The organism is Paenibacillus sp. 2TAB26, assembly GCF_052115145.1.
Taxonomy (GTDB): Bacteria; Bacillota; Bacilli; order Paenibacillales; family Paenibacillaceae; genus Pristimantibacillus.
This window is the reverse complement of record NZ_JBFRGC010000007.1, coordinates 101,881-114,379: the sequence shown is the minus strand read 5'-3', so window position 1 is coordinate 114,379 and position 12,499 is coordinate 101,881. Positions and strand designations below refer to the sequence as shown.

At 46.0% G+C, this 12,499-nt stretch carries 11 protein-coding genes; 7 read left to right on the top strand and 4 right to left on the bottom strand.

The annotated features are described in order from the left end of the window. Window positions 1-93 precede the first annotated feature (93 nt). Entirely contained in the window at window positions 94-705 is a 612-nt protein-coding gene (locus tag AB4Z50_RS09360) for a TetR/AcrR family transcriptional regulator (RefSeq protein ID WP_441878213.1), read from the top strand. Window positions 706-812: 107 nt separating this feature from the next. Here the strand turns inward: AB4Z50_RS09360 and AB4Z50_RS09355 are convergent, their stop codons facing one another. From AB4Z50_RS09355 to AB4Z50_RS09345, 3 genes are all read right to left on the bottom strand, one after another. After that, complete coding sequence (locus AB4Z50_RS09355) at window positions 813-1,310, bottom strand: DUF2798 domain-containing protein (protein ID WP_441878211.1); 498 nt, start codon at window positions 1,308-1,310, stop codon at window positions 813-815. Window positions 1,311-1,383: 73 nt separating this feature from the next. Then, a complete protein-coding gene (locus tag AB4Z50_RS09350) occupies window positions 1,384-1,956 on the bottom strand; it encodes a TetR/AcrR family transcriptional regulator (protein ID WP_441878209.1) in 573 nt (190 codons plus the stop codon). A gap of 89 nt (window positions 1,957-2,045) precedes the next feature. After that, complete coding sequence (locus tag AB4Z50_RS09345; protein ID WP_441878207.1) at window positions 2,046-3,299, bottom strand: helix-turn-helix domain-containing protein; 1,254 nt, start codon at window positions 3,297-3,299, stop codon at window positions 2,046-2,048. A 152-nt stretch (window positions 3,300-3,451) separates the two neighbouring features. Between AB4Z50_RS09345 and AB4Z50_RS09340 the strand changes: the two genes are divergently transcribed. Then, window positions 3,452-4,207, top strand: a complete 756-nt coding sequence (locus tag AB4Z50_RS09340; protein ID WP_441878205.1) for an SDR family NAD(P)-dependent oxidoreductase — start codon at window positions 3,452-3,454, stop codon at window positions 4,205-4,207. Window positions 4,208-4,392: 185 nt separating this feature from the next. Here AB4Z50_RS09340 and AB4Z50_RS09335 read toward each other — a convergent pair whose 3' ends face one another. Next, window positions 4,393-5,139 (bottom strand): glycoside hydrolase family 16 protein, encoded by a 747-nt coding sequence (locus AB4Z50_RS09335; RefSeq protein ID WP_441878203.1) that lies wholly within the window; start codon window positions 5,137-5,139, stop codon window positions 4,393-4,395. Between the two features lie 147 nt (window positions 5,140-5,286). Between AB4Z50_RS09335 and AB4Z50_RS09330 the strand changes: the two genes are divergently transcribed. The 5 genes from AB4Z50_RS09330 to AB4Z50_RS09310 all read left to right on the top strand — a co-directional run bounded on the left by AB4Z50_RS09330 (window position 5,287) and on the right by AB4Z50_RS09310 (window position 12,413). Beyond that, on the top strand, window positions 5,287-6,207 hold the full coding sequence (locus AB4Z50_RS09330) for an ABC transporter permease (protein ID WP_141500841.1): 921 nt from the start codon (window positions 5,287-5,289) through the stop codon (window positions 6,205-6,207). 18 nt (window positions 6,208-6,225) lie between these two features. Beyond that, window positions 6,226-7,110 (top strand): carbohydrate ABC transporter permease, encoded by an 885-nt coding sequence (locus AB4Z50_RS09325; protein ID WP_441878201.1) that lies wholly within the window; start codon window positions 6,226-6,228, stop codon window positions 7,108-7,110. A gap of 80 nt (window positions 7,111-7,190) precedes the next feature. Then, window positions 7,191-8,855, top strand: coding sequence for an extracellular solute-binding protein (locus AB4Z50_RS09320; protein WP_441878199.1), 1,665 nt, complete (start codon window positions 7,191-7,193; stop codon window positions 8,853-8,855). Window positions 8,856-8,999: 144 nt separating this feature from the next. Then, window positions 9,000-10,838: a sensor histidine kinase gene (locus tag AB4Z50_RS09315; protein ID WP_441878197.1), complete on the top strand. Its 1,839-nt coding sequence runs from the start codon at window positions 9,000-9,002 to the stop codon at window positions 10,836-10,838. Window positions 10,839-10,841: 3 nt separating this feature from the next. Further along, on the top strand, window positions 10,842-12,413 hold the full coding sequence (locus AB4Z50_RS09310; RefSeq protein ID WP_441878195.1) for a response regulator transcription factor: 1,572 nt from the start codon (window positions 10,842-10,844) through the stop codon (window positions 12,411-12,413). Window positions 12,414-12,499: the final 86 nt, after the last annotated feature.

Genomic DNA, 12,499 nt, shown 5'->3' with positions numbered 1-12,499 from the left:
ATCATTAGATTCTGTCGTCTATACCGAGAATAAACTACATAAATAACTATTCTTGTCGTTTAAATCATTTGTAGGGAAAGGAAATGAGTACCTATGTCAACAACATCACCGCGAATGGATCCACGTGTACTTCGCACGCGTCAATTGATTCGAGATGCCTTTGTAGATTTGCTGCAGGAGACGGATCTAGAAAAAATAACGGTGAATCGTATTGCGGAACGCGCGACCATCAATCGTGTTACTTTCTATCTTCATTACCGAGATATTCCGGAAATGCTTGAGAGATTATCAGACGACATGATTAATGAAATACATACTATTCTTCATGACATTCGAAATCAGCCTCGTTCTACTGATTTGGATTGGTCCATTCTGCTTAAAGTGCTCGAGCATATTGCTGAGAACTCTAAGTTTTATAAGGTTCTGCTCGCTTCGCAGCGCATACCAATCTTCACGGATAAGCTTTCGAATTTAATTGTTGATCTTATCACCAGCAGAAGAGAGTACCAAAACAACAACTCATCTAAACCGGCCGTAATCGTATCCAAAGATATTGCAATCTGGTACGGCTCCTCCGCCTTTATTGGTACAATTGTCTGCTGGCTTCGCAATGATATGCCTTATACGCCGCTTTTTCTCGCCAAGCAGCTTTCTCAGCTATTCCGTTTGCATCAAAATACGGACCAGCTCGTAGATCTGGAATAACTTCTCCGAAAACATAAATAAGCTCTCAGTAGAACTGATTCGTTCGACTGAGAGCTTATTTATGTTTTCAGTATTGTTGCTTTAAATGCGATATGGTTGCGAACACATCAACACTCCATCACCTTTTTGTCTTGGACAGCATGTAGTTTTACCATCGCTAATCGCGCAATGGGTTGAATGACTAAGCTCTCTGCAATTAGTACTATTAAGAAGTTTCTTGGCCAGTTGGTTAAGAAGTTGCTAAAAATTTCTGAACTTAAACCGTTTCCTACAATATGACCAATAAGCGTCATACAAGCTGACATTCCTAGTACAGTAAATAAGATACGGAACATAATTTTGGTATTAAAGCTGTCCGTAGGTTCAGTAAATTTATCAACCAATTTTTCGGCGATACGGCCAATAAACACAGGTTCCAAAATCATGACAATAATCCACATGATTGGTAACGTTTTAAGAATCATGAAGGCAACTTCTCCATTAAATTCTCGGGAAGCTAAAATTATATTTAATGACGTCATAAACAGAACGGTCAATGTACAAATAATTGCACCATACAATGCTCCCTCTTTTCCGTTTCTCGGCAATCTTGTTTCTAAGTTCATTCTTTTCTTCCTTTCAAAAGACATTTCTTTGTTTAATCATTCGATAAATACAGATCAGATACAGTCAACATAACTAATTTTCTGTATTAAAGGTCTTCAATACATTTGGCAACATTTTAGCGATCGTTTTTAAGGGAGCTGATGATTTTTGCGTTAAACAAAGCAGCATAGCACCTTCGATTGTAGCAGTCATCATCAAGGCAATAGCAGCAGCTGATTCATCAGAATAACCTTCAGCTATAAGTTTCACATAGTAAATATATTGAATATTTTCATACAGCACACTGCATGCTTTGCGGACAGGCTCACTCACTGTGGCCATTTCACTGACAATACTGCTAAATGTATAACCGGTAATCGTACCTTCTGTTTCTAAGTTGTGAATTAGTTTTTCGATCATGCCTTGTGTGGCTTCTATGGTTGATGGATACCTTCTAAAAATATTTTCGATATCTGTCGTAATGGCTTCGTTTAAAGCTTGCAAACAAGCAATTAACAGCTCTTCTTTACCATTTGGAAAATGATGATACAGCGCTCCTTTTGTAACGTTGCAGACTTTTAAAAGTTCATTCAGACCTACACTTTTGTATCCCTTTTGCTGAAATAGGACGGTAGCCTTCTCAATGATTAGCGATTTTGTATGCAATTTAAAACACCTCCCCCAAAACCATACCGACTGGTCTGTTTGGTATTATAACAAAATATTTATCCCCGATGTAAGTGTTTTTTTACACTTCATTCCGAATATTTTTGCGCCGGACGCCTTTCGCTCTTCCGATATGCCTTCGGCGACATTCCATTCCACTTTTTAAATACCTTGTTGAAATAGCTTTGATCGTTGAAGTTCAGCCATGCTGCGATATCGGTAATCGGGTAATCGGTCAGTGTGAGCAGCCTCTTCGCTTCCTCAATCCGTTCACGCTGGACATACTCGGAAATAGTCAGTCCAACCTCCTTCTTGAACAAGCTCGACAAGTAGTTGGGGCTAAGATTCGCACTCTCGGCTAGCCGTTCAAGAGTAATGTCACCGTATAAATGGTTAGCGATTTCGTGAAGACTATCCTGTATTGCGGGTGAGTAGTGACCCCGGCGAACCTCCGAGACCCGGTCAACGAAGTCGAACAGCACCTCGGTCATGATGGCGCTTATTGCTTGCAGCGTATCCTTCTCTTCCAGCTGCTGAATATAGAAATCACTCAGCGTAAACGCATCCTCCTCGTGCATTCCTCCTTCAATTGCAGCTCGGCAAATCAGGGCGATTCCCGTAATCATCAGGTTCTTCTCGCTTCGAATCCTGCTCCGCTTGGCCAGCACGCCAAACTCGTCCTCGGCAATAATGGATTCCATGACGAATGTTCTTATTCTCTCCCGCTCTCCGCTACGCACATAATGCAGCATGACACGCTCATGCGACAGGTTGGCGTGCAGCATACCGCTGCGACGTCTTCGCGACAGCTCAGCATCCGGCTCTTTCTTCTCCACAACCGGTTCCTGCATCGACATTGCATCCGCTAGAAGACTGATCGACGAATCAACGAGCTGCCTGCGAAGTACATAATAAATCATTCGGCTACATGCGGCTATGCGCTCCGTGGAGAGCAGCGCAATCTCTTCGTACAACTCCAGCAAATGCCTCCGGTTATCAATGGGGAGGGAGCTTATGGTCTCGTTCCATTCACCCTCTTGCGGCTTCTCATTCATGTACGGACCAACGACAAGCGTACCAGTAAGCTGGTTCTCATCCATCGCATTCACAAAAAAATATTGGAGACGTGATCGGGTAAAATGAACCGGCTGCTCTGCAGCATAAAGCGCATAAGCGTAGCCGGCTACCTGTTCACGAATGGATGTAAAGTAAGGATTAGAGTGAAGCGAACGGTCTACAAACTCCGCTTCAATTGTCCGACCCGGATGAATGATAAATACAGGGATTTCAATCACATCAGAGAGAAGCTGGCCAAAAACAACCAGCTCAGAGAGCTTATTCATACGAACCTCCATTGGGTACGATTAAGGTTAAAAAAGTAGATGATAAGAAAGTACTACAAATCGTTGAAAAATACAATTTTCAAAAATGAAAGCGCATTACAATGAAGAAAGCAAAGATCCTTTGCTATTACACTCGAAAGGGATGAACTCATATGTTGGAAAATAAAATAGCTATCGTTACTGGAGCAGGGAGCGGCATCGGCCGTGCAAGCAGCTTGAAAATGGCCAGCAACGGCGCAACGATTGTCGCTGTTGATTTTAATCAGGAATCCGGTCAAGAGACGGTTCGAATGATTCAGGAACAGGGCGGCGAAGCCATCTTCGTACCGGCCGACGTGTCAAAAAGCGAGGATGTTCAGCGTTATGTAAAAGCAGCCGTCGATACTTACGGGCGTATCGATATTTTCTTCAACAATGCCGGCGTTGTACAGAAGTTCTCGAAGCTCGCGGATATTGATGAGAACGAGTTCGACCGAATTATGAACGTTAATGTCCGGGGCGTCTTCCTCGGCATGAAATATGTATTAAAGGTAATGGAGGAGCAAGAAAGCGGAACGATCATTAATACCGCTTCGACAGCTGGGGTCAAAAGTGAGCACAGCGCATCCGCTTATTCCGCAAGCAAGCATGCGGTTGTCGGCCTGACGAAAGGTGCGGCAATCGAGTATGTGAAAAAMGGTATCCGTATCAACGGCATTTGTCCAGGTGGTGTGGAAACGGCTCTGACGAAGAGCGTAGAACAGGCTTTCATGTCCGGTGGATATGTGCCAGAGGAAGTCGGAAATATGCGTATGGGCCGCTATGCTAAGCCGGACGAGCTGGCGGAGGTCGTCACATTCCTTGCTTCCGATCGCTCCAGCTACATGACGGGCTCCATCGTACTGGTCGATGGTGGGCTGACACTTTAAACGAATGAGAATGCGTCTTTGCTGAATTCAAACCGTTCAAAGTATACGCCAATAAGGTTCCCCCCATCCAGACTATAGTGAAAATAGGGCATCCCCAATACGGGTATGCCCTATTATTCTTGGCTTTACAGTTGTAACTCCGTCTACTCTTCTTCCCCCAAAAACGACCCCAAGCAGCTATTTTTTCAACTTTGATATAACCATATGTTTGAAACTGTCATGACCGCTGGCAGCGCTGTTTCATCCACCGCCACATTGTCATACCAGCCCCCAACAGCAAGGTTAAGCACCAAATAAAAAGGCTCGTCAAAGGGCATAATGCCCGGCTCCATAGGGCGCTCGGCGAAGCAATGCCCATCTACCAGCCACCTTATGGAGCCAGCATCCCATTCCAATGAATAATCACGGAATTCGTTAATGGTTCCCTGTTCAAGCTGGTAGGAGAACTCATCGGTAACCTTATGGTCCCAATCCTTCCCGTAGTGCAGCGTTCCGGATACTTGCCTCGGCAAGCGGCCTTTAGCTTCCATAATGTCAATCTCGCCAGAGGCAGGCCAAGGACCGTAAGCCTGATGCTGCGGGAGCAGCCATATGGCAGGCCATAACCCCTGTCCCACTGGCAGCTTTGCGCGAACGATAAGCTTTCCATAGCAAAAGGAGAGGTGGTCTTTTGTATCTATACGGGCCGAGGTGTACGCAAATTGCCGACCGTCTTTTTCAATGGCTTCACGTCGCGCGCATAGGTTTAGCCCCAATTCATCGATATATAGATTGCTAGCATGTTCGGTATAAAACTGCTGTTCCCCATTGCCCCAGCCCGGATCTATTGGTTTGCCATCGTTATCAAGCAAATCGTTGCCAAGGCGAATGTTCCATGCGCTCAAATCGGTGTTTCTATTTAAAAAATCCTGCTCCCATAAAAGCTTGCCCATCCCATGCACACTCCCTTCATTTATTCACAGCATACTTAATTTTGACGCCCAGTCAAACAAATCCAAAAAAATGGGATAGGGTCAAAAATCATGGCCTTTTTTTCCTAGGTCTATTTTCATACGATGAAAAGGAAGGGGGTGCAGAACATGTTTCAATACAGGACGGGACAAATAAAAACTTTTTTTAGGCAGTGGCAATTGCAAAGCATGGTAATACCAGGAATTATATGGATGTTCATCTTTTGTTATATTCCAATGTTTTGGCTGATTATTGCATTTATGGACTTCAGTATCGCCAAGCCCATGCTGCAATCACCCTTTGTAGGGCTGAAACACTTTCAAGATTTTATTACGGATGATCGTTTTTGGCGCTCGATCCGCAATACTCTAGGGATGAGCAGCATCAAGCTGCTGCTAGGCTTTCCCATTCCCATCTTTTTCGCCCTGATGCTTAATGAAATACGGACGATTCGATTTAAGCGCACAGTACAAACCATTTCATACCTGCCACACTTTATTGCCTGGACCATTTTTGGCGGCATTATGCTCAATTGGCTGGGCGAGGGCGGTGTAATCAATCAACTGATGATGGCGCTCGGACTGCAGGATCGCGAAATTCTGTTTAATAGTGACGCTAAATATTTTTGGTGGATTACCTATTTCTCCGATACGCTGAAGGAAACGGGCTGGAGTGCCATCATTTATATCGCAGCAATCGCTGGCATTGATCCAGGGCTATACGAGGCAGCGGAGCTCGATGGCGCCAACCGTTGGCAGCGGATGTGGCATATTACCATTCAGAGCATACGTCCTACCATCGCAATTTTGTTCATCCTCGCTGTCAGCGGGATACTAGGCAGCAACTTTGAACAGATCTTTATGTTGAAGAACAACATGAACATGAAGATGGCCGAAAGCCTGGATTTATACATCTATAATATGGGCTTGGTATCTGGGCGCCATTCCTTCTCAACAGCCGTCTTGTTTGTCCGCTCCATTGTGGCGTTAGGACTATTATTTTTAGCCAATTACACATCCAAGAAATTAACTGGCGACAGCATTTTTTAAGAAAGAGAGGGCAGATACATGGAAAGACGCAGAAGATTGCGGCGAATTGGAGTATTTGAGGTGTGCAATGCGCTGCTGATGCTGGCAGTTTGCTTCATAACGCTGTACCCGATGTGGTTTGTATTTATAAATTCGCTTAATGCACCGGAGCAAGCCATGCTGGGCACCGTAAACTGGTTTCCAGAGGAATTTTCACTAGCCAGCTACAGTGTTGTATTCAATGATAAAAGTCTAATGCACGGCTTCTACATTACTACGCTGCGCACGGTGATAGGAACAGCGGTACATGTGTTATTTACCGCCATTGTAGCTTATGGAATGAGCAAATCCAACTTAATCGGCCGCAAAATCTATCTCAAAATCGCCTTGATTACGATGTTGTTTTCAGGCGGCTTAATCCCTTCCTTTATTCTGATGACCAAGCTGGGCCTTTACGACAGCTTTTGGGTATTCATCATCCCGGCTATGTACACTTTTTTCAATATGGTTATATTCATGAGCTTCTTCCGCACCATTCCCGACAGCTTAGAGGAATCCGCAAAGGTAGATGGTGCTTCTGATTATGGCGTTCTGTTTCGAATCGTATTGCCTAACAGCATGGCCGTACTGGCTACCATATCGCTTTTCTCAGCCGTCTATCACTGGAATGATTATTACCAGGGTGTGATCTACATCCGCTCGCAGGATCAGCTGCCTATGCAAACCATACTGTACAAAATCATTGCGGAGAACTCCATGTCCTTCATGCAGCAGCAAGCCATGGCTCAATTCGGCGCAAGACTGCCTGGCAACTCCATCAAATTTGCATCGATGATGGTGGCAACGCTGCCAATTCTCGTGTTCTATCCCTTTATTCAGCGCTATCTGGTCAAAGGCGTAATGATTGGCGCGATTAAAGGGTAAGTGCTGTGCGTTTCTCTAAGCGATCGTTAGCGAGGCGTATGGGACCTATAAAAAAACAGTAAAGAAAGGGTGTTCATATCATGAAGCACAACCTCATCAAGCTAAGCATGGTAATTGTTTTAGCCGTAATACTTACATTAAGCTTGGCCGCATGTACCAAATCGGAGAATAACGAAAATAAGCCGACATCAACCCCTGCGGAAAGTACCGAGCAGCCACAAGGCGAATCAACGCCGAGCCCCGAACAGCCTGCTTGGCAGCTGGATACCAGCCCAGTCGAACTCTCGTGGTTCGTAGGCGCATCCTGGTATGCCCACAGCTGGGGAGAGAGCTTGACTTCCAAGTACGTAACCGAAAAAACAGGCGTCAATATTAAGCTCGAAGTTCCTTCTGGTGAAGCGAATGAGCATATTACCTTGATGATGACCTCTGGCAAGCTGCCAGACTTAATTTCTATGGGCTCTTGGGAAAACGCTGTCAAGAAACTATGGGAAGGCGACCATGTTTATGCTTTAAATGAATTGGCAGAGCAGTATGATCCCTACTTCTTCAAGGTGGCGGGAGACGGCACACTGAAGTGGTATCGTCAAGAAAATGGCAATACGTATGGCATTCCGAATGACTCCTATAGCCCTAATCTCATGCATGAAACAGGCATGACAGCCGCCAATCAAACCTTTTTGGTGAGAAAAGATCTGTACGAGGAGATGGGCAAACCAGATTTGAGCACGCCGGAGGGCTTTCTAAATGCACTGCAGCTGCTCAAGGATAAGTATCCCGAGTATAAAGGCCAACCGATTAGTCCCTTCTTTGCACAGGGGAATGTTCCTTATGGGATGAGTGAATACCTGCAAAATCTACTCGCTGTTCCGCATGAAAAAGACGGCAAAGTCTACGACCGCATTACCGATCCAGATTACCTCACTTGGCTGAAAACCTTCCGCACAGCATACGAGCGCGGACTGATTAATGTAGATTTCCTAGTGGACTCCGATACGCAAGTAGAGGAAAAAACGAACAACGCCCGCTACTTCATGATGATTCGCGAATGGACGGGAATGTCGGCTGTCAATCCGATGCTGGCCGCTAGCGGGAACCCGGATTCCAACTACATTGCAGTAGATGGACCGCAGAACAGCAAGGGTGATTATGCGAAGCTGTTCCCTGGCAACATGGACGGCTGGATGGTTACAATGATTAGTAAATCGACTAAAAATCCTGAACGTGCTATCCGCTTCCTGACGTATCTAGCTAGCGAAGAAGGCCAACGAGATTTATTCCTTGGCAAGGAAGGCGAGACGTGGGAAATGGTGAGCGGCAAGCCGCAGCTGAAGGCTGAAATGGTGAAATTGCTTGAAACTGATATTGAAAAGTTTGAAAAGGAATACGGCATTATGGATACCTACTGGATGATGCGGAACCCTGTTATTATCAACCAATGGAGACCGGAGAAAGCTCCCGTCATTAAGCAAATGGAGGACTTCGCCAATGCGCAGGCCGATATTGACAGCGGCATCTACAAAGGCTTAGATCCACTGGGTGATTCTGAGGTAGCGGTAGCCTGGTCACGCATCTCTCAAAATTGGGAGGAAGTGCTGCCTGAGCTGATTACGGCTAAGGATGAAGCAGCTTTTGATAAAATCTTTGATAATTTTCTTGCCCGCCGCGTGAGTTACGGTTTCGACAAGGTGATGGAATATCGCCAAGCCGAGCTGGATGTACGAAAAGCAAAAATGGCGGAGTAATTACATCTATACGCTATTTACTGCCGGCTGCCGAAATGGCGGCCGGTATTTCCGACTTTACTTACACATTTGTAAGTAACGCCTTGTTACCTACCAGCCGGTTTGTAATATATGGTATATTACGGAGGTAGGGAGGGCCATTAAATGAAGTATATGCTGACCAAAATGAGAAAGCTTTACCGCAATGCCCGCATATCCCAAAAGCTGTTTCTAGCCTTTAGCCTAGTCATTGCGATCCCTGCCATTTTGGTGTCCTTTTTATTTATCCGTATACAGGAAGCCCAGTTATACAAAGACGCTATGGCCACCGGCAGCAGCCATGTCGCACGGCTGAACGAACAGCTGCGCAGCAAAATGGACATGTTTGAAAACGCTTCCTCGACAGCGTTGACTCAAAAGGCATTCGTGGATTTTATCCACTCCAATATGCGCGGGGATGGCCTCCGCCTCGTGAAATTTAAACAAAATCAATTTGAGCAGATGCATAATATCATTGAAAGCCATGAGATGATCAGTGAGCTCAGCTTTTATGTCGATAACCCTAACCTGTTCGAAATTTGGCCCGAAATCTATCATTATGACAAGTTTTGGCCGCAGGATTATTGGGAGACCCTTCGAGATGAAGGCGGCGCAGCATACCGCCTGTTTGCTTTTAAGGATGGCGAGCATACGCTAGCCTATTATCGATTGGTACGGCTTCAGGGTCAACAGAACAAGTTTCCTACCATTATGGAAATTCGTGCCGAGCACAGCGTATTTTTCAACGACCTGCTGGAGGAGAGAGGAGGGGACTTCTTCTCGGTTGTCATGGACGGAACCAACCCTTCAAAAAATATATACAATCCGCAGCATCTATTTTCTCAAACCGCTGGGGAGGGGCTGAACAGTATCCTTGGCAGCATTCACCGGCAGCTGGACGTACTTCAACAGGATAGCCCCATGAAGGTCCAAGTAGGAGATCAAACCTACTACGCGCTTTATCGTTATATTGCTCCACTGAACGCTTATGTTGTGGATATTGCTTCCCATCAAGCACTGATGAAGGGTCCGCGCAGCTGGTATGCCTTTGTGGTAGTGATTGCTTTATGTGTGCTGCTGCTGATTATGCTGCTCGTTTCGCATACGACCCGGCGCATTTTCCGCCGATTGGACAGCGTATTATCTTCTATGCGTCAGGTGCGAAAAGGGCAATTGGATGCGAAGATTAATATCGGCCTAGATGAACACGAGACCGGTGATGAAATCGATGAAGTAGCCATCAGCTACAACAAAATGCTGGACGAAATTAGTCGTCTGATGACACAGGTGGTGGATAAGCAGCTCATTGCCAAAAACGCACAGCTGCACTCGCTCCATTCGCAGATTAATTCACACTTCTTGTATAACGCGCTGGAATCCATTCGGATGCTGGCGGAGGTTCAGCAGCAGCCTGCAATCGCCGATGCGCTCGTATCGTTAGGCTCACAACTCCGCTACAGCATGCAGTGGCGAAGCGACACCGTTGCCCTCAGTGAGGAGCTCGCCAACATCGAAAGCTATATCAAATTCATTAATTTTATGGAAGGCGGCAGCATTGTATTGACGGCGGATCTCCCGCAGGAGGTGCTTCACTATGCTATTCCTAAAATGTGCATGCAGCCCATCGTTGAAAATGCGGTTCATCATGCGGCACCTTTAGGCGGCAGTGTACACATACAAATGACCGTACAAGTGGAGAATGACAGCCTATTACGAATTGAGATACGCGATGACGGTGCGGGTGTTGATCCGAAGATGCTGGCTAGCCTGCAAGCTGTGCTGAGCGGCGATTCAGATACGCCAATTGTGACCAGCAAAAACGGCCTCGGCCTCGAAAACGTGCATAAGCGCCTGCAGCTTCATTATGGCAAGGGCTGCGGTCTTTCAATTGACAGTGTACAGGGCGCTTATACCTGTGTAACCTTACGTTTGCCTTGGGAAAATGTGAATCTTGGAGGATGGTAGGGCATGATCAATATTCTAATTGTAGATGATCAAAAGCACATACGCGATGGCCTGCAGGCCATGCTGCGCCAATTTCCACTGCAGCTTGATGCTATTTATTGTGCCGCTAACGGAATTGAGGCGCTGCACTTATTGCGTCAGCATAACATTCATCTGGTGATTACCGATATTATGATGCCGGATATGGACGGACTGGCGCTAATGGAGCAAACCAAAGAAGAGCACCTCAACGTGGATTACCTCATAATTAGCGGCTATAGTGATTTTGCTTATGCTCAGAAAGCCATTGGGCTTGGGGCAAAAGGCTACCTGCTCAAGCCGGTAAAACGGGAGGATCTGCTTACCGCAGTAGAGCATATTGGTCAGGAAATAAAGGCGCGGCAAGCCCTTTCCCGCAATATGGAGCATATGTCCCGCCGCGCTGAGGAGACAGACCGTAAAGAGCTTTGCATGTTTATGCAAGGCGCAGTGAACGATGAGGCATGGATTCGGCAGGTTCAGCAGCAAAACCCAAAACTCTGGCACAATTACCGTCTGTGCCTGCTGCGGGAAGAACTGTGGATCAACCAACCGGTTGCAGACAGTGCCCATAGCATCGAATCTATTGCTTACCGTGTCTATGGCAGTCAAGGATATATATGCCTGCAGCACCGCCCATACCTGATTCTTGCGGTTGATGCGGCCACAGATACGAATGCTTTGCCTGCTGCACTTAAGGCAAGTCAGATTAATGCCACAGCGGCTATGACAGGACCGCAGCAAGGTTTAAAAGGGCTGCCAGGAAGCTATACACAGGTGCTTGAACTATATCGCCATAGCTATTTATTCCCTGATAAGAGGTGCATCCTACCCGCGCATATGGAAAGGCTGGAGTCGCAATGGGAAATTCCCTATGAAGAGCTATATGCTCTGTTTCAGCTTATTGGCACCAAAAACAGCGGGAAGATTGCCCAAGGCATTTCTACGCTATTCCACAAAAATGTGCTGCAGCGTTACCATATACGGTACACGCAGCAGTTATGCAGCGCAACGGTGCAGATGCTGGAGGAGTATGAGCGGGTGATCCGTCCCTACATGGGGGAAGAGGCGCTTGATATTGAATGCTTGCGGAATCTATTCGATTATCCGGGCATTCGAGATTATATTCAGGCGCTGCAGCAGCAGCTGCTTCGGCTGAATCAGTTTTATTATGATTACAAGTGCAGCTATCGCAAAACGCAGGACTTAAATGAAGCCATTCGTTTTATACACGAGTGTTATCATAAGCCGCTGGACCTCGCGATGGTTTCCAACCATGTGTCGCTTAATTACGCCTATTTTTCCAACCTGTTTAAAAAGAATATTGGCAAAGGTTTTGCAGAATACCTGCGCGATGTGCGATTAGATAAGGCCCGCCGCTTACTAGCCGAAACCGATCATAAAATTATCGAGGTAGCCACCATGGTTGGCTATGAAAGCTACAAAAGCTTTACAAGGGCATTTCGCGATGTTATGAATATGCAGCCCACGGAGTACCGGCAGCTGATGCGGCGGAAGCTTGAAAGAGAAGGAAAACATCAGGGAAAAGCACTATGAGCCTTCCAAAATAATCAAAATCCAAAAAATTGGGTCATAACAAAAACAAATGGACCTTTCCAGCTGTTAATTGTATTCGATAGAAT